We start from the raw sequence: 20,604 nt of genomic DNA on the forward strand, positions 1-20,604 counted from the left end.
TCAGCCTTAAAACTTGCATGAGACATATTGTTTAAGTAAAAAAGAAAATAAAAACGGGTGACACCGGTAAGCAGCACCTTTGTAAAGGTAAAGAGGGACATTGTTTAGAAATTCTTATATATTAATTGTTTTTTATTAATTTTTATCAACAAAAGGTATTAAATTTTATAAAAAATCACACAAATATCAGATTAAAACCAAAAAGAAAACATTAAACAAATCAAAAAACTGCACAAATCAACAACAAACCACAACAAAACAATCTTCACAAAAAAACAAACCAGCCTTTCACGGTAAAATACAGTTTACCCATTCCGGCTACACCATTGACAGTTTTGGCTACAGCATTTTCTTCGTCCCCAGCTATTTTTGTTTTAAAATTAATAACATGAGAAACGGGATTAAAGACAAGGTGGTAGCCGTTACCGGTGCCAGCAGCGGCATTGGAGAAGCAATTGCAGAGTTACTGTCAGCGAGGGGCGCAAAGCTAGTATTAGGAGCACGACGCGAAGATAAACTGGAGGAGCTGGCAAAACGGATCAGCGATGCAGGTGGAGAAGTAACCTGGCTGAAGACGGATGTTAGACAAAGAGAAGATACAGAAAACCTCGCAACTCTGGCTGAGACACATTTTGGCCGCCTCGACGTAATGATCAACAACGCAGGAGTGAGCCAGCTTTCCAACCTGGAAGAGCTCGATGTCGCAGGATGGGAAGAGATGATCGACATCAACTTCAAGGGCGTACTATACGGAATAGCTGCCGCTCTTCCTCTGTTTAAGAGACAGGGATCGGGGCATGTCATCAATATCATTTCAACTGCGGGAATAAAGATCACCCCCACGATGGGCGTTTATGCAGCCACCAAAAACGCGGTACGCACAGTTAGTGAAGCACTCAGGCAGGAATCAGAAGGCCGATGGCGCGTGACAGGAATATCGCCGGGCTTCGTCAAAACACCCTTTGCAGACAGCATGAAAAACGAACATTTAAGAAGCACCATTCAGGAAAAAGCCCGCGAGATTGCTATACCGGCAGAAGCAATTGCAGAAGCAGTCGCTTTTGCAATTGAACAGTCCGACAATGTTGACGTCGGTGATATTGTTATCCGGCCATCTGCACAGGACTAACCGGCTTTTTTCGTAACTTACGTTATTTCCAACACCTATGATATCCGATAGTCAGCAGCCTCTCGTTTTTAACAGCATTTCTGAATTAATGCGCAGACTGGGACTTCCCCGGCCGAAACATCCCCTGATCAGCCTGATCAATTACGATCAGGCGAAAATATCCCCCTCTGATGCGGGCCGCGGCGTGATTATAGATTTTTACAAAATAAGTTTCAAAACAAGCTTTAAGGGCAAAGTTAAATACGGACCGGGGTATTATGATTTCGCTGAAGGCGGCATGGCCTTTCTGGCTCCCAATCAGCTGGTAGCGATACCCGAAGATGAGGAATCTTACGAAGGCTACGCCTTATTCTTCCACCCCGATCTCATCAGAGGTTATCCCCTGGCCAGTACCATTCATCATTACGGATTCTTTTCTTATGCCGTATCCGAAGCCCTGTTTTTATCCGATAAAGAAAAACTAGTGATCAGCGGGCTATTTGATGCCATTGCTGCCGAACTTGAGAATAATATCGATCAGTTTAGCCAGGGCGTACTGGTTTCCCAGATTGATCTGCTGCTTAACCACAGCGACCGTTTTTACAACAGGCAATTTTTAACCAGGAAGACCGTAAATAATGATCAGATAGACAAAATGCATATCTACTTATCACAACGGCTCCATAACGGAACAACATTAGCGTCCAGACTCCCTTCCCCCCAGGAAATAGCGGATTATCTGAAAGTATCCCCCCGTTATCTATCCGACATGCTGAAAGCGCTGACGGGCAAAACCACCCAGCAACATATCCATCTACGTCTGATAGACGAGGCTAAAGAGCTGTTATGTACCAGGCAACTCACTACGGCAGAGATCGCCTATAGGCTGGGGTTTGAGCATCCTCAGTCATTCAATAAACTTTTTAAACAGAAAACAGGATTGTCTCCCGCAGCGTTCAGACAATCATTTACTGATCAGTAAAAACATTCACCTATTGGGGAACTAAACTCTCAAATTTTGTCCCATTTGACCCAAACAAATGTCGCAATCACCCGCTGTTGCTCTCCACAACGTATCCTACTTTTGTTAAATCAAAAAAGATCGCCATGCAAAAGACACCATCCTCCACATTAGAAGAAGCATTCGAAAATCTGATAGCTATGCTGTCGTCACTTAGCGAAGAAGAACTGAATACCGTTCCATATCCCGGAAGCTGGACAGCAGGCCAGGTGACCGACCACCTGAATCAATCTTACAATGTTGCGGGATGCTTAACCGGCCAGACCGCCCCCACTGAAAGAGACCCCGGGTTGTATATAGCACCGGTCAGCGAGGCGTTTCTCAACTTTGATACAAAGATGCAATCACCCGACTTTATCCTGCCGCAGGAAGGACACATCAAAAAAGATACACTCATGAACAGCCTCCGGCAACAAGTCTCTGCAATAACAGATTATGCCAAAAGCGATGCGGACATGACGCTGACCTGTCTTGATTTTGAATTTCCCGGCGCGGGGCCTTTAACCAGGCAAGAGTGGCTGAACTTTGTAAGGGTCCACACTCTCCGTCATAACTATCAGCTAAAAGGGATCATCAGTAAGATACGGGACAATGATGATCAGGAATGACAGTTACATGATTCAAAAACCGATCCGCTTGTAGCGTTGTATATACCTCTTTACGTACTGACAGAAAACCATAAGCTATATGATACATTTCACCCGAACTCTCCGCGTATCTGCTGCAGCTTTTCTGACCTCCGCCATTTTAATGAGTTGTTCTAAAGACAAAACAGAGAAGGATCCCATTAAAGAAATTGAAGGGACATGGATGGAGTCTTCCATTCACGCGTCATTAATCAACTATTTAGAATTTCATAGCGACGGAACTTTTTCCTCAACCTACAAAAATAGCACTGAATCGGCTACTATCATTTCCGGCACCTATAGTGTTAAGGGTGACAGCTTAAAAGTACACGTTGCCAAACAGACAACAAAAGTCAACGGACAGTCAGATGCACTCGCACTAGACGATAATGATGTGTATGATAAATGCACTTTTAAAATCAAGGACAATGTCTTGTCATTGAACTATATTTCGTACCCGGCCGATGCTCCTGTTAAAACAAACGCAGTATTTATCAGGGTAACAAATACCCATTAATTATAGTAGGAGAATATAAGCCAGGATTTCAAAATTTACACGAAAGGAGAACCGGTCAAAAACATTCGTTTATGGAAAGCGGTGAAAGAAACAACGTTTACAAGGTTTATAACAAGATTGCCGGCTGGTATTCTGAAAACAGGAACGGGGAACTGGCAGAAAAAAAACACCTCGACCAATTGATCGAGTACCTGCCTGCTGGTGCGCAGGTACTCGATCTGGGCTGCGGAACAGGAAAGCCCATCCTTGAATATCTGCTCAGCAAAAACTTCGATGTCACCGGCGTGGATGCGAGTAGTAAGGTGCTCGAAATTGCCAAAGCAAACTTTCCTGCTGCCGAACTTATTTTAGCAGATATGAGAGCCCTGCATTTAAAGAAGACTTTTGATGCGATCATTGCATGGCATAGCTTTTTCCATCTGCCGGCAGACGATCAGCCTGCCATGTTTAAAATATTTGAGGAACATATAAATCCCAGGGGCATTTTACTTTTCACTTCGGGAACAGAGAGAGGAGAGGCATGGGGTACAATGGGTGGTGAAAGCGTATTTCACGCTTCTCTTGATACAAAAGAGTATGAGATCTTATTAGCCAGGCATAGCTTTAAAATTCTAAAGCATATTGAGAATGATCCGGATTGCGGCAATGCAACGATTTGGATGGCGCAGAGAATTTAAGCCCGGCTATTACTCCGCTCGTTCGTCGCTTTACGGGCAAAGAATTATCGAAGCAATAGCGATGAAAAATCCAGGGATTGCAAATGCGGACAGCGGGAAAGATGCCCCTCGTCAATATTGAAAAAGTGTGATTTTTGCTTATGAAATGTCGTGGGCTTCAGTCCGCATTTATTTCCCACGGGAATATTATTTTTTTACATTTGTCATATGAGAAGGAAAAACGTTTTAGCCGCCCTGTTATCCCTCACGTTATCGGCCTTACTTGCTCAACCAGACAAAGAACCGGTAGACTATGTAAACCCGTATATCGGTAACATCAGCCATATGCTGGTTCCGACTTATCCCACGATACATTTGCCCAATAGCTTATTAAGAGTGTACCCGGAAAGAGAAAACTATACAGGAAATATGCTTGATGGTCTTCCATTGATTATTACGAGTCACCGGGGAAGTTCTGCATTCAATTTAAGTCCGTATCAGGGTGCGGTTGATGCTATTAAAAACGTGATTCCTTTAAGTTATGATAACGAGGTGATTAAGCCTTATTTCTATAGTACTGATCTTGATGAACTGAACATCTCGGTAAAATACGCTCCTTCACATCAGTCGGGCATCTATGAGCTCAGCTTCTCAGACACCAAAAAGCCGGCTTATCTTGTTTTGAACACCGGCAACGGAGAACTGACTAAAACGGCGACCAGTGTAAGCGGGTATCAGAAACTTGACAACAACACGAAAGTCTATATTTACCTGGAGACCGACAAACGTCCTCAGGCAATAGGAACACATAAGGGCTCAAAGATCGCGGAAGAAGAGAATTCTACAAAAGGACGCAATGCATATTATATTATCCGCTTCCCTGAAAATACTTCGAATATAAAAGTGCGATATGGAGTTTCTTTCATCAGTGCAGAACAGGCAGAAAAAAACCTGAGAAGGGAAATAAAGGACTACGATCTCGACGCCGTTTCAAGACAGGGACGTGATATATGGAATCAAACCCTCGGCAAGATCAGCGTTAGCGGGGTTGATGAGGATGCCAAAGCGGTGTTTTATACTTCCCTTTACCGCACTTATGAGCGCATGATCTCTATCTCTGAGGACGGCCGCTATTTCAGCGCCTACGATGGTAAGGTGCATGCCGATGGAGGAAAGACCTTTTACACCGACGACTGGATATGGGATACCTACAGGGCAACACATCCTCTCAGAACGATCATAGAGCCGCAAATGGAAAGTAATATGATCCATTCATATGTCACCATGACTGAGCAGATGCCACGTGCCTGGATGCCTAACTTTCCTGAAGTCACAGGCGACAGCCGCAGAATGAATTCTAACCATGCTGCAGCAATGGTAGCAGATGCATACAGCAAAGGCCTGAAAGGTTTCAATCTGGAGGAAGCCTATAAGGTGACGAAAGCTGCCATCACGGAAAAAACGTTAGCACCCTGGTCATCCAAACCGGCTGGCGTACTTGACAGGTTTTATAAAAATAATGGTTATTTCCCTTCACTGGCCCCGGGAGAAAAAGAAACAGTACCGGAAGTACATGGCTGGGAACGCAGGCAGCCTGTTGCTGTTACCCTCGGAACGGTATATGATGAGTGGTGCCTTTCTAAAATAGCAGATGCCATCGGGAACAAAAAGGAAGCAGGCTATTTTTCGGAACGCAGTAAAAACTACCGCAAAATTTTTAACCCGGCTACCCGCTTTTTCCATCCCAAAGACTCTCTAGGCAATTTTATGCCGGATCTTGATTACCGGTTTCCTCCGGGAATTGGCGGAAGGGACGCTTATGACGAAAATACAGGATACGTTTACCGCTTTGATGTACAACATAATATTGCCGATCTGATCAGCCTTACAGGTGGAAATGAGGCTTTTGTGGCTGCACTGGAAGACATGTTCAGTACTCCGCTCGGAAAGGGCCGCCCCGACTTCTATCATATTTATGCTGATCACACAGGTAATGTTGGCCAGTTTGCAATGGGCAACGAACCGGCTATGCATATCCCTTATCTGTATAATTATGCAGGACAACCCTGGCGCACCCAGAAAAGGGTACGCAATCTGCTCAATCAGTGGTTCAGGAACGACCTGATGGGAATCCCGGGTGACGAAGACGGCGGAGGCCTTACTTCTTTTGTCGTATTTTCGCATATAGGATTTTATCCGGTTACTCCCGGCCTGCCTATGTATGTAATTGGCAGTCCTGTTTTCGAAAAGGCAGTTCTGAAGTTGGGTAACGGTAAAACGTTCGCCGTAAACTGTAAAAACTATTCCCCTGATCATAAATATATTCAAAGCGCTACACTTAACGGAAAGCCCTGGAATAAATCATGGTTCAGTCATGAGGACTTAATGAGGGGCGGGGTGCTGGAGCTGACTATGGGTAAGCACCCGAATAAATCCTGGGCGACCGGGGCGGATGCCATTCCTCCATCGTTTAAAATGCCCTAGGATTATCTATATTTGCAGAATATAATTTAAACAGTTCCATTAAAACCTTTATAATGAAAAAATCTCTTCCCTACACTTTTTTACTTGGTGTTATTCTTTTAGCTACCGGCATTTTTTTTAAAGTAATGCATGTGGGAGGTGTTATGGGCAATTACACTTTGGGGGTTGGTATGACTCTTGTATTTCTTGCCCTTGTTGCTCTGGTATTCAAACTTTTATCCAGGATATAAAACACAGCCGGACTTTACTTTACATGTTCCCACCATTTGGTAAATGTTTGAGTGCTATCATTCAACCTGACAATTTCTCCGATCCTGGGCGTCACTAAGGGGATATGGTGTTCCTTTTCATTCAGCTCAGTGATGGTCCGGAGAGGCTCGTCCCAGGGGTGATTGGCCAGCTTAAACTTCGAGGAGTGCACCGGAAACAACCGTTTCGTATGCAGATCCTTTGCTGCCTGTAATCCTTCCCGGGGCAACATATGAATAGCCTGCCAGGCCAGATTATACTGACCGTTATCCAGGAGCGCCAGATCAAACCCGCCGAACCTCTTCCCGATTTCGGCAAAATGCGTATCATAACCGCTATCGCCTCCCAAATATAGTTTCAAACCGGGCGTCTGCAATATGAACGAAAGCCATAGTGTGTTATTCCTGGTAAAACTTCTGCCTGAAAAATGCCGTGCTGGTGCGGTATGAAGCGTGATGTTATCATCCAGAACAACACTTTCGTTCCAATCTTTCTCGATAATTTTTGAACTCTCGAATTTCCAGTATTCAAAATGTTCACCCACACCCAAACCACAAACGATCTGCTTGATTTTAGGCTTTAGCTTCATTACAGTCGGGTAGTCTAAATGATCGTAATGATCATGCGTGATGAGCAGAAAATCTATTTCGGGCATGTCCTCTGCCGAATAAACATCGGTCCCTTTAAATGATCTGTTGGAATTCGGGATGGGTGAGGCATTGCCGCTGAAAACGGGATCAACCAGGAAACGCTTTCCATCGAGCTGGATAAAGTAAGAAGAGTGGCCAAACCATACCAATACATTATCGGATGGCGGCAAATTCTTTAAATCCGTTTTTACGGAAGGAATACTGCCTGCTGGCCTGGTGCGGGGAAACTTCCTGAAAATGAAGTCGAATATCACCCCGGACATAGAATAACCTTCGGTTACAGTAGGTGTAAAATGGGCGTTTTGAAACTTACCATCTTTGTAATGGGCGGATTTCTTTAATAGTTCCAGCCGCTTGCCAGCTGGTGCTTTTCCGAATTGTGGGTGACGCATATAGAAAAATATTATGACTGCCAGCAACGATATAACACCCGAAAGGATTATCGCTGCCCGCTTTACTGATTTCATCTTGTTATCTTTCTTTTATATTCAGTTAAAGACCTCCTGAATTCAAATGGAGATAAATGGCAGGGATATGCTGCTGCGCATTCTGCCCGGTCAGTGCACGCAGCATATTATTCAACACCTGCATCATCTGTAACACCGCGGCTTATTGCTTCTACCCAATCACGCTGATTCCATCCCTTTGCGAGTGCCGATAACAGCCTGTTATGTATAGCGGAGATGAAGGGCATAGGTGTCTGGCTTTGCTGAGACATACTGAAAACCAGCTTTGCATCTTTATAGCCAAGCTGAGCTGTAAATCCTACCTGTGAATAGTCTTTCTCAGCGATCATCTTTCCGTAGGTCTTAAAGATAGGTGAATTAAAAAGTGTTGAACCAAAGAAGTCGGCCACCTTAGTACGGTCTACCTGGTATTTCTCGGCCAGGGTATACGCTTCCGCCATCATTTCCATAGATGCCTGTATCATGAAGTTACCGGTAAGCTTTACTACATTAGCCGCACCAGCCTCTTCGCCAAAGTCTATAATCCCCTGGCTGATACTCTCCAGCAGGGGCCTGGCTGCTTCTTTTATTTCTTCAGGACCGGAAAGACACACCCATAGTTTTTTCGCAGCGGCGGCCTCGGGCCTTCCGAACACGGGCGACGTTAAATAGTGACTGCCTGCAGCGCGATGAAGGACATCCAGCTCTTTTGCAGTTTCAGGCAAAATGGTACTGACAGAAATGTGAACGGCACCTTCCGGCAGTGTCTTCAATATACCATTTTCGTTCGTGAGTATTTCCTTCACAGCCTTATCATCGGATAAAACGGTTACAATAAATGCTACCCCATCAGCAGATTCTGCCGGCGAAGAGCACCTTGTAATAGAATTCTGATCAAGTGCCTCCAGCTTAGAAGAGGTCCGGTTATATACCTGCAGGTGATAGCCCGCTTCAATCAGGTTTTGTGCTATCGGTGTACCCAGGTTTCCCAGGCCGATAAATCCTACTTTTGTTTTCATGGTTCAATGATCACAATTTAACTCTCCGTATTGGTCGGTTCCAAGTCATCTTTTGGTTCCCAGAGCTCAACAATGTTTCCTTCGGGATCCAGGATATGAACAAATTTACCATAGTCGTACTCAGCAATCTCATCAATAATGGTTACGTTGTTCAACTTTAATTCGTCCACCAAAGCCGTAAGATCTTCCACGCGGTAGTTAATCATAAACGGCTTTTCAGAAGGCTTGAAATATTCTGTATCCCCGGGAAAGGTACACCAGGATGTGGATCCTTTTTTTGCGGGATCTTCTGCATCCCGCCACTCAAAGGTCGTCCCATATTCGCTGGTGGTCAGTCCAAGATTTTTGGCATACCAGTCGTTCATTTGCTGCGGATTATCGCATTTAAAAAATACGCCGCCCAGGCCTGTTACTTTTTTCATATTTTGGAGTGTTGCAAGGGAGTAATTTCCGTTTATTTCAGGAGATTATCAAATCTGTTTATGCAGGTTCCCTCTTAAACTTATCACATAACAGGCCTGATGCACTGCCTGCTGCTATAACAGGGTACCTCTCAGGATGAATGCTGCAATGGTGAAATAGATCACCAGCCCGGTGACGTCAACCAGCGTCGCAACAAAAGGTGCGGAGGAAGTTGCCGGGTCAAGCTTTACTTTTTTCAGAATGATCGGGATCATTGAACCGCTGAATGTTCCCCATAGAACAATCCCAACAAGCGAAAAAAGGATAGTAATAGCTAAGAGCAACCAGTGTTCCCCATAATTATACCAGCCAAGATATTGCCAGAGGGATATCCGGATGGCACCCAGAATGCCGAGAGTCAGACCCAGAAGGAGTCCCGACTGTACCTCCCGCCGCATGACATACCACCAGTCGCGCACAGTAAGTTCCCGTACCGCCATAGCACGGATGATCAGAGTAGCTGCCTGCGATCCGCTGTTTCCTCCGCTCGATATCACAAGGGGAACAAACAGGGCGAGGACTACAGCTTTAGCAATTTCAGCCTCGAAATATCCCATGGCAGTAGCGGTAAGCATCTCGCTCAGAAAAAGAATGACGAGCCATCCTGCGCGTTTCTGAACCAGCTGCAAAAGGGGGGTTTTAACGTACGGAAATTCCAGGGACTCCATTCCTCCGAACATTTGCATATCGCGGGTATCTTCCTCTTCCGATGCGTCCATTACATCATCCACGGTTACCACTCCCATTAAGATACCGTCAGGCCCCACTACCGGTAAAGACACACGGTCATATTTTTTAAATGTAACGGCTGCATCTTCAGTCGTGTCGTTCAAGCCCAGGGTTATACAATTGTAATCCATGATCTCATAGAGATGCCTGGATTCAGGATAAAGGATCAGCTTGCGAATAGGCATGTCGTCCACCAGCTTACCGCGTTCGTCAACTACATAAACGACATTAGCATTTTCATTATCCGGCTGATTTTCCTGAAGATACCGGATAGCCTCTTCAATACTCATATTGCTTTTAAGAGTAATGAAGTCTGTATTTACCAGCCGCAGAACCGAGTCCTTGGGATAAGTAAGCAGGTTTTCGGCTTCGCGGCGATTCTTTTCATTGAGATACCTGGCAACTGCAGAAAAATCAGGGTCCTTCAGAGAAGACAGGAATGATACACGATCTGTCGATACCAGGTTGTTCAACAAAATACTTTTTTGTTCCTCGGGGAGGCTGGAGAAGAAATCTTTTTGGTTAAAACGCTCTATAAAGGGAAAGATGCGGGCCTTACGGGCCAGACTGAACGAGGTGAAAGTCGCGAGCGCATTTTCCAGCGGAATTGTGTTAAGGATTGAAGCAACATCTGAAGGGTAGATCTGCTCTTCTGTATTTCTTGAGAAATATTTCTTTATATCACCGCTAAATAGCTGATTAGTGAATTGTGTAATGAGTTTCATGCCAAAATGCAATTAACAGGTTGCCTGAACTGGGTTAATTCAACATGTTATCCCATACCGGGAAAAGCAGGAAACTCACTTAATAATACTGGCGGATACGGATAAAGGATTCGTTGATTCTGCTTTTGATATGGCAGAATGATGAATGAAATCTCAGGGTTTTTAAAAGTAAAAAAATCATAGTACTACGTCTCCTCCGGCCGGGGATAACCTTAGTACCCGGCGGAATTATTTTAAAAATGATGAACTACAATGGGGACCGGAATCCATAAATTATACTGTTGCTGTTTTAAATTAAAGCTGAATAAATGCAAAACCGATGTTTTTTTAGCGGTTAAGCGGCATTGCTGCCAGCTTTTAATCTGGCGCAAAGGTAGATATTATATATTAAAGTTACTATAGCACTTCAGGATATTAACATCTTAGATTTCACTACAACATTCTTAGAATCGGTTACAAGGGCGCATCGGCAACCTGCCATCTTTGTATTGTTAATTTTCAAACACTAAAACTCAAAAAGATGGACACAAAAAAAGTATGGTTTATCACTGGAGCATCAAAGGGATTGGGCTTAAGCTTTGTCCGGGAATTATTATCGGAAGGATACCTGGTTGCCGCCACCTCGAGAAACAAGCAGGCGCTTGTTGATTCTATCGGAGATCATGAAAATTTTCTTCCTTTAACCATGGACGTGACTGGGGACGAAGATGTAAAACAAACCGTTGGAAAAGTAATTGAAAGGTTCGGACGCATTGACGTTATGGTAAACAATGCCGGGTACAGCCAGATCGGTACAGTGGAGGAACTATCAGATGAAGAAGTAAGGAGAAACTTTGATGTCAATGTATTCGGCGCCCTGAATGTGATCCGGCATGTTGCACCTCATTTGCGGCAGCAACAGTCGGGGCATATCTTTAATATAGCCTCAATCGGAGGTATCGCGGGCGATTTCCCCGCCTTTGGAATTTACTGTTCCACCAAATTTGCCATGGCCGGATTCACGGAGGCACTGGCGGAAGAGATGAAGCCTTTTGGCATCCACACTACGCTGATTTATCCTGCTTACTTCAGGACTAATTTCCTGGAGAAAGACTCAGCCATGCTACCTGCAAATCCTATTGCAGCCTACGCGAATGCCCGGGAAGTTGAAGCGGCACATGTAAACGACATCAACGGAAATCAGCCTAATGATCCGGAAAAAGCGGCAAAAGTACTGATTGAATTAAGCAAGCAGGAAAACCCTCCCGTTCATTTCTTCATGGGCGTAGGCGCAGAAGAATTTGTGAGGGGAAAGATAAAAGTCGTCGAACAAGCCCTGGAGGAGAATAGGGAACTGGCTATTTCTACTGCGATCTCTGAGTAATCTAATCTGTATTTCTACTCAATAGTTAAATGATCGCCTTTTGTAAAGAAATCCATAAATTAGATTTATGAATACGACATTTCACTTCCGGTCGCTCGGGGACCTCCATACATACTATAGTCTTCCGCAACCGGAACACCCCTTAATCAGCGTGATAGACTACAGCAAGGTTAAGTACCCCCAAGGCGTTCATGAGCTCAAATGGATGCAGGATTTTTACATAATCGGCCTTAAGCGGAATGTCAACATTAAGTTTAATTACGGGCAGCAGCCTTATGATTTCAATTCTGGTGTTCTTTCCTTTTTTGCACCCCGGCAATTGCTGCAGGTGGAGATCAACCCGGATGTTAAAATAGAGCAATCTGGCTGGCTCCTCCTGCTTCACCCGGATTTCCTTTGGAATACGCCTTTGGCCAAAAGCATCGCCCATTATGATTTTTTCCATTATAAAGTGAATGAGGCTTTGTTCCTTTCGGAAAAAGAAGAAAGAGTGATCGCTGAAATCCTCGGGAACATCGAAAAAGAATACCAATCTAATATGGATAAGTACAGCCAGTCACTCATTATCAACCAACTGGAATATTTACTGATCTATGCCGACCGGTATTATAACCGGCAGTTCCTTACACGTAAAATTACCAATCACCAGATCCTTGACAAGCTGGAATTACTTTTGAATGAATATTTTGCCGGTGAAGACCTGATCGATAAGGGCTTGCCGACTGTCCAGTTTGTTGCGGGGAAACTGAACATTTCACCTAATTACCTGAGCAATTTACTGAAGGTACTGACTGGCCAGAGCACACAGCACTTTATCCATGACAAGCTGATCGAAAAAGCGAAAGAAAAGCTCTCTGCCACTACTTTATCAGTATCGGAGATCGCTTATGCCCTGGGATTTGAACATTCGCAGTCTTTCAGCAAGTTGTTTAAGACCAAAACAAACCAGACACCACTTGAATTCCGTGCTGCTTATAATTAATCCTGTGATACCTGGTAAGATTTCGCTTCACCGGATTACGTAAAACCCCCGGATTACATTATTTTAGCCACAAATCTGCGACTTCGCGTTAATATCGTGTTCGCAAAGTAATATAAATGTCTAAAGAGAACTATTCGGCTAAAGGAAGTTTATTACCCTGGGTGACGGCGATCGCTATGTTTATCCAGTCCCTGGATGCAACTATTCTGAATACTTCATTGCCCGTTATTGCGAGGGACATGCATTACTCTCCGACTGAAATGCAATCCGTTATAGTAAGTTATACTCTCACTCTGGCTTTGTTTATTCCGCTTTCAGGATGGCTTTCAGACAAATTCGGGTCGAGGAGTATGTTTATGCTGGCTGTGAGCTTATTTGTATCGGGTTCACTGTTCTGTGCACTTTCGGCAAGTCTGCCGGCCCTGATTTTATCCAGGATCCTGCAGGCTATCGGCGCCTCAATGATGGTGCCTATTGCAAGGCTGGCCATTTTATACCAGTATCCGCGCAGCGAACTACTGAAAACCATGAACTTCATTACGCTATTTGGATTACTGGGTATTGTAGTAGGTCCAAGCCTTGGAGGCTTCCTGTCGGATAATTTATCCTGGCACTGGATCTTCCTGGTAAACATCCCGATTGGCATCATCGGGATACTAATGGCTTACAGGATTATGCCTGACTTCAAGCATGAAGTGGGCAAATTTGATTTTACAGGTCTTGTACTCTTTAGCCTGGCCCTGATATTTGTTACGCTGGTGATGGAACTGATCAGCACCGGGCTATTGCAATGGCCAATGATTTCGGGAGGTTTCTTTTTATCGGGGCTGCTGTTCCTGTTATACTACAGGCATTTTAAAAGGACAGAAAAACCTATTATCGACCTCGGCTTACTAAGAATAAGAACACTGAAAATCGGGTTGCTGGGCAGCCTGATCACGAGACTGGGTATAGGCGGACTACCGATGTTGATGCCTCTCATGCTGCAGGCTGGTTTTGGTTATTCCGCGTCCGTGTCGGGCTTGCTACTATTGCCTTCTGCGTTAGCTAACGTGGCTGTTAAAACTCAGGTGGTGCGCATTATCAGATCCTTCGGATATAAAACAGTGCTGATCAGCAATACCATATTCCTTGGGATCGTGCTGATATTCCTTGGTTTTGTTGGGAAGGAAACACCCCTGCCGTTCTATATCATTCTGATGATCTTTTATGGGATTGCAACCTCTATACAGCTGTCGGCGATGAATACGATCACGATCTCCGACCTGGATGATGACACTGCCAGCGGCGGTAATACTATGCTGGTTATCATGCAGCAATTATCTATAAGCTTTGGTGTTTCAGTGGCGGGACTGGTTCTGTCATTTTACCAGTCTGACGCATTCGGATTACCTCTTACAGGAGCCTTTCACTACACCTTCTTTACCTTAGCGGTTATGACCATCTTATCGAGTCTCACGTTTACCAAACTCCGGAGAGGAGATGGTAACGCGTAAGCTGCAGCCTCTGTCAGTGTCCGGGTACAAGTAAACATCTGTCATTCCAATCAAAAGATATAAACAAAAAGTACCTCTTCTTTAAAGAAGAACAGCAGTAGGTGCGAAAGAAAAAGGAGGAAGAACCTTTGCGGGTTCTTCCTCCCGGATAGTGAGGCCGGAGAGCACAGAGTTCTCCGGGTACAGCTAAAAATTGAAGCCGATATTAACGTTTGAGGTGCTGCTTCTTATTGTTTCTCCCTGATTATTCTTTATCAGGTCTGTGAAGCCACCCTGGCCATTAAGCTCAATGAAAAATCTGGTCTTTTCTGAAACGGGTATCTTGACCCCGATACCCAGATCCAAACCAAGATCTACGCTGGAGAAACCTTTTTTAAGATCCATATCGCCTGCAGTCTCCGAGGCCGACAATAAGATACCGGCATAAGGACCGAAATTCAGATACCAGTTGCGGGTACGTCCGAAATGCCAGTTCGCCATTACGGGAATAGTCAGGTAATCCAGATGAAAATCGGTAGTGTAGGTTGTGTTGTCCATCTGCACGAAACCATTATTCCAGCCTTTCTGATCATAGTTTAGTTTTCCTTTGATACTCCATCTGTCAGAAAAATAATAGTCAGCAGAAACGCCTGCGTTAAACCCGCTCCTGTATTTGCTGTTGGTGTTTTCACCAGCAGTTACGGTTGCAGCGTTATAGCCTGCGTTGATACCAAATTCGACTTTGCCTTTCGTTTGAGAAAATGCGGTTGTACAAAGGCTTAATACAACAAGGAGAACAATAATAAATCTTGGCATAATTGTGTATGATTTTTAAGGTCCCCAAATGTATCACAATTCCTGTATCCGTCAAAATGAAGATATGATGGGTTGTACAATTTATAACACTTCCACCAGGCTCTTCCCGCTGCTTTGCTTGCTTACCCTGATCTGCACCGGGATCCTCTCTGTCATTTCCTGCACATGCGAGATAACGCCGACCTTCCTTCCCTGGTTATACAGGCGTTCCAGCGCATCCATAGCGATGTTTAAGGTTTGCGGATCAAGTGAGCCGAAACCCTCGTCAATAAAGAGCGATTCTACCTTCATGCGGTTTGACGACAAAGATGCCAGTCCAAGGGCAAGCGCCAGGGAGACCAGGAACGATTCTCCTCCGGAGAGGGAAAAAACAGTTCTTACTTCGTCTCCCATATCCTGGTCTACCACCTGGAGACCGAGGGTGTGGGGAATGCGCTGCAATATATAACGACTGCTCAACATCTCCAGGTGTACATTGGCGAAGCTGAGCAGGACATCCAGGGTATATTCCTGTGCGATCTGTCTGAATTTCTTTCCATCGGCCGACCCAATCACATCATATAGCTTCGCCCACAATTCTACTGTACCCGACTGAGATTCGACGGCATGAAGGATGCTGGTTATCCTTTGTTTATTTTCCTGATCCTGGCGGAGGCGGAAACTGATCCCGTTACACTCTTCCTGTTCTCCCCTGATGCGTTCTTTCAGATCTTTTTCTGCCTGTATCAGATCCTCGTAATCACGCAGGGATAAGCGTTGCTGCTGGTGACTGGCATATGCTGCCCTTCGCTCCTCTGCTATTGATCCTGATCGGGTGACGGCATCGTCGATCGCCTTTAAGGCCGAACGTTCAGATTCTACCCATTCGATTGAAAGAGACAGCAGTTCTTCCAGCGTCTTTTGTTCAAGAGGCGGGGTATTGCGGGAGTTATAACCAGACAGCCATCGGCCAATTTCCCCGGAGCACTCTTCTACCTGCTTCTCCAGCGATGTGATATTCTCTATTGCCTGCTCCTTCAATGCCCGTAATCTTGCACTGTCTGTTTCGAGCCTGGTGACTCTTGCAATTTGCCCGTCAAGGGCTGTTCGGGCGGATTCAATAGCGTTTCCCAGGAAAGCTTCTGCCTCTGAAACAGATGTTCCGGAAAAGATCAGGTTTCTTTGTTTCCTCAGTTCTTCGAATACTGCGTTCAGTTTGCTGACAGCATTCAGGCGGGTTTCTACCTCTTCAGTAAGATGAACACTATTTTCCAGCAGCCCCGTAATAGCGGCCGACACAAGTGCCTCCTGCCGGGATAATTGCTCTGACTGTTCTGATTTTTGCTTCCATTGAGATGAGAACACGGATATGCGTTCGAGAAAAGCCTGCGGACTGGCCTTCCAATTTTCAAACCAGGTGTTAAACACAAAGAATGGCGACAACATCCGTTCGGTATCTTTCAGTTCTGCGTTGATCCTGTCAATATTCTGGTAATTGACACGCTTTCTTTCTTCGAGAGAAATTTGCTTTCTTCCGGCGTCTTTTACCTGGTCGCTGAGCAAGCTGAGCCTCCTCTCCTGGCCGGCAGATTCGCTTTTCAGACGTTCAATTTCCTGCCGCTTTTGATTGTATGTACTGATCTGAAACTGCAACCGCTCCTGCAATGCTCTTTTATCATTCAGGCGCTCACGCAGCCATCCTGCCTTTTGGGTGTCGGCAATATCAGCACATTGGCGTTGTATTTCGAGAGAGGTCCATGCATCCCGCAAGGTTCCGAGACTTAGCTCTCCTGCTGCTATTTCTTTCTGCTGAGCGGCAACGAGCTTTTCAAGCTGATGACAGGCGGACTGAAGGGCACCGTGGCGGCTCAGCATACTGGCAAAGGCAGCTTCATTCCGTTCATGTTCCGCTTTCTGCTCTTCGAGCAGATCATAAAGCTTCCGGTCTGAGGTAACATAAGGGTGCTCTGTACTCCCACAAACGGGGCATTCTTCTCCCGCTGCAAGCTGAGAACGAAGGGCTTCAACGTCCTTGCTTACAGCTTGCTGAGCAATCTGAAGCATCCGCAACGAGGCGTCCCTCTGCGCCTGTACGGTACTAAACATCCGATCCAGCTCTCCAAATTGATTTTTATTATCATCCAGCTCGCGGAGATTCTTCTCCATACTGGCCTGAAGCTGGGCGTGCGCAATGATGGTTTTATAAAGATAATTCCATTGGCCTTCCGCAGCGATCAATTCTTCTACGACGGCATCGGCCTTCCGCTTTTCATCCTCCAAAACCTCTGCCTGTATGGAAGACAAAGCTTTAAGCTCTTCCTCTATCCAGACCAACACTTCCTGTAATTGCCTGTCGCCCTCCGCATACTGCCCTTCAAGCTCTGTTTTGCCAGCCTCGGTTACAGCAAATTCTTCCTGTATCTCTTCCTGAGCGTTGCTGAGCTCCTGCAAGGCGTCCAGCTGCTTTTGTGCGTCTGACAACTTTGATACTATCACCGCTTCATTTTCGGCAATGGATTGCCGCGATGAATTTTCGGTTTTCCACAGTTCAAGTTTGCCAAGCTCGGCTTTCAGCTTGTCCGCTTCTTCCCTCTTTGCACCCAACTGGTTGTCGTGTTCCTGTTTCTTTTTCTGTGCAGACTGCAGCTCCTCACTTGCCTTTGACAACTGGCTGGCTGCCTCCCTGATCCGAACATCCAGCTCCCTTGCCTGCTGAAGCAGCGGTAATGTTTCATCTTTTTGCCTTATCCGCAAAGCCAGCTCTTCCTCCGCGAGTTTTAAAGCCAGAGCCACCCTTTCCTTTTCCTGATGCAGGATCCCTGATTCTTTTTCCAGGCTCGTCAGGGCAGCTAACCTGACTGTCCTCTGCTGCCCAGCAACTTTCATACGGTCAAACCATGTCCGCAGAGCCTGTACCTGCTCCACCTGACGAAGTCTTTGCTGCCGGACGATGGCATTTTGTTTTTCTCCGAGGGCCTGTTTAAATACCTCGTCTGCCTGATCACATTCCGCTTTTATAGCTGCCAGCGCCTGATACCATCCTATTTCTTTATTTAAAAGCATGAGCTGCTGCTCATCTTCCCTGAGCGCATTCTCCTGTTCCTCTTTTCTTTTAGTAAGCAAATCAAGCTCTTCCTGTGAGAGCGTTTCAACACCTTCTCTTTTCAGATTGAGCTCCCGGAGTTTCTGTACTTCATCCCGGTGACGCTCGTGTACCCGCCTGGAAATAGCCGAATAAACTTCAGTTCCGGTAAGCTTCTCCAGCAGGGACGACTTTTCGTCTTTGTCTGCTTTTAGAAAAGCCGTAAAATCGCCTTGAGGTAATAATACCGACCGCCTGAACTGTTCAAAATTCAAGCCCACCAGGCGTTCTATCTCAGGAAGGAGATCAGTCTTCTTCCCTCCTATATCCGTATTTTTTGTCAGGTTCCTCAGGCTTACCTCTGCGCTTTGTAACGCACCTTCAGCTTTGTTGCGTGCTCTCCTGACGCTCCACGATGCCCGGTAGCAGTCTTTATCTATACCTACAAAATCAACTTCTGCAAACCCGTCGGCAGTCCCGTCCCTCAGGATAGCCCGGACATCGCTCTGCCCTATCTTGCTGCCCTCCACATCCCTGACCTCTATTCCTGTTTCTTTAGCCTGTATATACCGGGGTGTTTTATTATACAACGCCAGACAGAGTGCATCCAGGATGGTCGATTTCCCGGCTCCTGTAGGCCCGGTAATGGCAAAGATCCCTGCTGAGCAAAGAGGCTCCTGCGTGAAATCGATCTCTGTGCTTCCTTCCAGAGAGGCGAGGTTTTTGATCCGTATTGCTAATATCTTCATGCTACTAATCCTCCTGCGAAGCCTCCTGGCTTACTTCATTGAACAAACGGATTATTTCTTCTGGTACTTCATTACCGTACCTTTGACGGTATATTTTTTTCAATATATCGAGGGGCTGGAGGTCGTGTAATTTATCGGGGGAAGCAACCTGCGCCCCACCAGCCTTCTGCTCCTCCGCAGCAGTCTTCACATCAATCTTCGCCAGCCGGACGTGCTTGCCGCTTAATGCAGTTTCAATCTTATGTCTTAATCCCGGCTCCGGGCCGTCCTGCAGTACCCTCACCTCCAGGTAAGGCGGCTGCGTATCGCCGGCCTCCGGTAATTGCTGCAACGCAGCAAGCACGGCCGGCAGGGGGCTGTGCACCGATGGAACCCGCTGCAGAGCTACTGACAACGGTACTTCTATGGAGTGCAGGTCACTGATCCCTTCCTCATTCAGATCAAACACCATGACCTGATGCTTATAGTTCATTTCAGAAAAGGACATAGGCACCGGGCTCCCGCAATACCTGATATGTTCTTTTCCGCCAACACGTTGCGCTTTGTGGATATGTCCGAGTGCTACATACTTTATTGCTTCGTCGAAGGCGGCCGCCGAAATACATTCAACCCCACCCATAATAAGCCTTTCGGACTTATCCATATCGCTGACTTCCGCCTTCTGCGTATGCAGGTGCCCCATGGCAATCAGGGGTTGATCATCTGTCTTCAGGTCAAGTGCTAACTGGCAGGCTTCTCTGTAAAATTGGGCTACCCCTTCCGCATAAGGGTTATCGCAGTCTGCTACAGACGGATAATCACCCATCCTGAGAAACGGCACAGCCAGGCACCATGCACAGACCTTTCCTTCCTGGTTTCGCAGGGGAATTAAAAGCTTCCTGTAATCTATTTTGCCTTCCTGGTCTTTCCCGATCACCCCGACTATGTGGATCGCGGAAGATTCAAGCAAAGGCTTCGGAACCTCAAGCCGCGAGGCAGAATCATGGTTTCCGGCCGTAACGACAATCTGCAGCCCGGGACGCATTTTCAAAGCCCGGTTCAGAAAACTGTAAAACATCTTCACTGCTGCGGCAGACGGATTCGAAAGGTCAAACACATCACCACTTACCAGCAGTACATCGATCTCCTGTTCCTGCAAGGTAATGCTGAGCCAGTTGAGAAACTGCTGATGCTCGTAGCTGCGGTCGTACTCATGAAATAGCTGGCCTATATGCCAGTCGGCTGTATGAAGAATTCTCACCAATAACAAAAGTAAGGACAAGTAAAGGAAAATAGCGGCTACCCGCGGATGAAAAATAATTTAAAATGTAACCTTTCCCTACTGATGCCGTAAACAAAGTACATTCATAAGAAAAAGATATTCATAGTTAATTGTGGTTTGGTTAAGAGGGAGTACAAGGTGCTCCCTCTTTTTTTATTCCGGACGATACCCGCCATTCTATTTTATCTACCGGCCAGCGAAAGCA

17 protein-coding genes are annotated in these 20,604 nt (G+C 45.8%); 10 read left to right on the forward strand and 7 right to left on the reverse strand.

Annotation, left to right across the window (positions count from 1 at the left end):
• The first annotated feature begins 388 nt into the window (after positions 1-388).
• The 7 genes from DDR33_RS00810 to DDR33_RS25670 all read left to right on the forward strand — a co-directional run bounded on the left by DDR33_RS00810 (position 389) and on the right by DDR33_RS25670 (position 6,642).
• Complete coding sequence (locus tag DDR33_RS00810) at positions 389-1,129, forward strand: SDR family oxidoreductase (RefSeq protein WP_109413859.1); 741 nt, start codon at positions 389-391, stop codon at positions 1,127-1,129.
• A gap of 37 nt (positions 1,130-1,166) precedes the next feature.
• A complete protein-coding gene (locus DDR33_RS00815; protein WP_109413860.1) occupies positions 1,167-2,090 on the forward strand; it encodes a helix-turn-helix domain-containing protein in 924 nt (307 codons plus the stop codon).
• A gap of 125 nt (positions 2,091-2,215) precedes the next feature.
• Positions 2,216-2,737 (forward strand): DinB family protein, encoded by a 522-nt coding sequence (locus tag DDR33_RS00820; protein WP_109413861.1) that lies wholly within the window; start codon positions 2,216-2,218, stop codon positions 2,735-2,737.
• 79 nt (positions 2,738-2,816) lie between these two features.
• On the forward strand, positions 2,817-3,272 hold the full coding sequence (locus DDR33_RS00825; RefSeq protein ID WP_109413862.1) for a lipocalin family protein: 456 nt from the start codon (positions 2,817-2,819) through the stop codon (positions 3,270-3,272).
• A gap of 71 nt (positions 3,273-3,343) precedes the next feature.
• Positions 3,344-3,949, forward strand: coding sequence for a class I SAM-dependent methyltransferase (locus tag DDR33_RS00830; RefSeq protein ID WP_109413863.1), 606 nt, complete (start codon positions 3,344-3,346; stop codon positions 3,947-3,949).
• 207 nt (positions 3,950-4,156) lie between these two features.
• Positions 4,157-6,412 carry a GH92 family glycosyl hydrolase gene (locus DDR33_RS00835; protein ID WP_109413864.1) on the forward strand — a complete coding sequence of 752 codons (2,256 nt, stop codon included), beginning with the start codon at positions 4,157-4,159 and terminating at the stop codon, positions 6,410-6,412.
• A gap of 53 nt (positions 6,413-6,465) precedes the next feature.
• Positions 6,466-6,642, forward strand: a complete 177-nt coding sequence (locus DDR33_RS25670) for a hypothetical protein (RefSeq protein ID WP_158280605.1) — start codon at positions 6,466-6,468, stop codon at positions 6,640-6,642.
• 14 nt (positions 6,643-6,656) lie between these two features.
• Here DDR33_RS25670 and DDR33_RS00840 read toward each other — a convergent pair whose 3' ends face one another.
• From DDR33_RS00840 to mgtE, 4 genes are all read right to left on the reverse strand, one after another.
• Positions 6,657-7,778 (reverse strand): MBL fold metallo-hydrolase, encoded by a 1,122-nt coding sequence (locus tag DDR33_RS00840; protein WP_109413865.1) that lies wholly within the window; start codon positions 7,776-7,778, stop codon positions 6,657-6,659.
• A 107-nt stretch (positions 7,779-7,885) separates the two neighbouring features.
• Positions 7,886-8,776, reverse strand: coding sequence for an NAD(P)-dependent oxidoreductase (locus tag DDR33_RS00845; RefSeq protein ID WP_109413866.1), 891 nt, complete (start codon positions 8,774-8,776; stop codon positions 7,886-7,888).
• Positions 8,777-8,793: 17 nt separating this feature from the next.
• Positions 8,794-9,198, reverse strand: coding sequence for a VOC family protein (locus DDR33_RS00850; protein WP_109413867.1), 405 nt, complete (start codon positions 9,196-9,198; stop codon positions 8,794-8,796).
• A gap of 114 nt (positions 9,199-9,312) precedes the next feature.
• Positions 9,313-10,692 carry a magnesium transporter gene (gene mgtE / locus DDR33_RS00855; protein WP_109413868.1) on the reverse strand — a complete coding sequence of 460 codons (1,380 nt, stop codon included), beginning with the start codon at positions 10,690-10,692 and terminating at the stop codon, positions 9,313-9,315.
• A 520-nt stretch (positions 10,693-11,212) separates the two neighbouring features.
• Between mgtE and DDR33_RS00860 the strand changes: the two genes are divergently transcribed.
• From DDR33_RS00860 to DDR33_RS00870, 3 genes are all read left to right on the forward strand, one after another.
• Positions 11,213-12,055: an SDR family oxidoreductase gene (locus DDR33_RS00860; protein ID WP_109413869.1), complete on the forward strand. Its 843-nt coding sequence runs from the start codon at positions 11,213-11,215 to the stop codon at positions 12,053-12,055.
• A 67-nt stretch (positions 12,056-12,122) separates the two neighbouring features.
• Positions 12,123-13,037, forward strand: a complete 915-nt coding sequence (locus DDR33_RS00865; protein WP_109413870.1) for a helix-turn-helix domain-containing protein — start codon at positions 12,123-12,125, stop codon at positions 13,035-13,037.
• Positions 13,038-13,153: 116 nt separating this feature from the next.
• On the forward strand, positions 13,154-14,533 hold the full coding sequence (locus tag DDR33_RS00870; protein ID WP_109413871.1) for an MFS transporter: 1,380 nt from the start codon (positions 13,154-13,156) through the stop codon (positions 14,531-14,533).
• Positions 14,534-14,719: 186 nt separating this feature from the next.
• On the opposite strand, the gene DDR33_RS00875 is transcribed toward DDR33_RS00870, so the two are convergent.
• The 3 genes from DDR33_RS00875 to DDR33_RS00885 all read right to left on the reverse strand — a co-directional run bounded on the left by DDR33_RS00875 (position 14,720) and on the right by DDR33_RS00885 (position 20,378).
• Entirely contained in the window at positions 14,720-15,328 is a 609-nt protein-coding gene (locus tag DDR33_RS00875) for a porin family protein (RefSeq protein WP_109413872.1), read from the reverse strand.
• 81 nt (positions 15,329-15,409) lie between these two features.
• A complete protein-coding gene (locus DDR33_RS00880; protein WP_109413873.1) occupies positions 15,410-19,138 on the reverse strand; it encodes an AAA family ATPase in 3,729 nt (1,242 codons plus the stop codon).
• Between the two features lie 4 nt (positions 19,139-19,142).
• Positions 19,143-20,378, reverse strand: coding sequence for an exonuclease SbcCD subunit D C-terminal domain-containing protein (locus tag DDR33_RS00885; protein ID WP_109413874.1), 1,236 nt, complete (start codon positions 20,376-20,378; stop codon positions 19,143-19,145).
• Positions 20,379-20,604 lie beyond the last annotated feature (226 nt).

It is taken from the genome of Pararcticibacter amylolyticus (assembly GCF_003130405.1).
GTDB lineage: Bacteria > Bacteroidota > Bacteroidia > Sphingobacteriales > Sphingobacteriaceae > Arcticibacter > Arcticibacter amylolyticus.

Excerpts from the sequence above, each read along its gene's own strand:
- DDR33_RS00845 (WP_109413866.1), bottom strand. The coding sequence starts at position 8,776 with ATGAAAACAAAAGTAGGATTTATCGGCCTGGGAAACCTGGGTACACCG.
- DDR33_RS00865 (WP_109413870.1), top strand. The coding sequence starts at position 12,123 with ATGAATACGACATTTCACTTCCGGTCGCTCGGGGACCTCCATACATAC.
- DDR33_RS00860 (WP_109413869.1), top strand. The coding sequence starts at position 11,213 with ATGGACACAAAAAAAGTATGGTTTATCACTGGAGCATCAAAGGGATTG.
- DDR33_RS00820 (WP_109413861.1), top strand. The coding sequence starts at position 2,216 with ATGCAAAAGACACCATCCTCCACATTAGAAGAAGCATTCGAAAATCTG.
- DDR33_RS00850 (WP_109413867.1), bottom strand. The coding sequence starts at position 9,198 with ATGAAAAAAGTAACAGGCCTGGGCGGCGTATTTTTTAAATGCGATAAT.
- DDR33_RS00870 (WP_109413871.1), top strand. The coding sequence starts at position 13,154 with ATGTCTAAAGAGAACTATTCGGCTAAAGGAAGTTTATTACCCTGGGTG.
- DDR33_RS00835 (WP_109413864.1), top strand. The coding sequence starts at position 4,157 with ATGAGAAGGAAAAACGTTTTAGCCGCCCTGTTATCCCTCACGTTATCG.
- DDR33_RS00880 (WP_109413873.1), bottom strand. The coding sequence starts at position 19,138 with ATGAAGATATTAGCAATACGGATCAAAAACCTCGCCTCTCTGGAAGGA.
- mgtE (WP_109413868.1), bottom strand. The coding sequence starts at position 10,692 with ATGAAACTCATTACACAATTCACTAATCAGCTATTTAGCGGTGATATA.
- DDR33_RS00810 (WP_109413859.1), top strand. The coding sequence starts at position 389 with ATGAGAAACGGGATTAAAGACAAGGTGGTAGCCGTTACCGGTGCCAGC.
- DDR33_RS00830 (WP_109413863.1), top strand. The coding sequence starts at position 3,344 with ATGGAAAGCGGTGAAAGAAACAACGTTTACAAGGTTTATAACAAGATT.
- DDR33_RS25670 (WP_158280605.1), top strand. The coding sequence starts at position 6,466 with ATGAAAAAATCTCTTCCCTACACTTTTTTACTTGGTGTTATTCTTTTA.
- DDR33_RS00825 (WP_109413862.1), top strand. The coding sequence starts at position 2,817 with ATGATACATTTCACCCGAACTCTCCGCGTATCTGCTGCAGCTTTTCTG.
- DDR33_RS00815 (WP_109413860.1), top strand. The coding sequence starts at position 1,167 with ATGATATCCGATAGTCAGCAGCCTCTCGTTTTTAACAGCATTTCTGAA.
- DDR33_RS00875 (WP_109413872.1), bottom strand. The coding sequence starts at position 15,328 with ATGCCAAGATTTATTATTGTTCTCCTTGTTGTATTAAGCCTTTGTACA.
- DDR33_RS00840 (WP_109413865.1), bottom strand. The coding sequence starts at position 7,778 with ATGAAATCAGTAAAGCGGGCAGCGATAATCCTTTCGGGTGTTATATCG.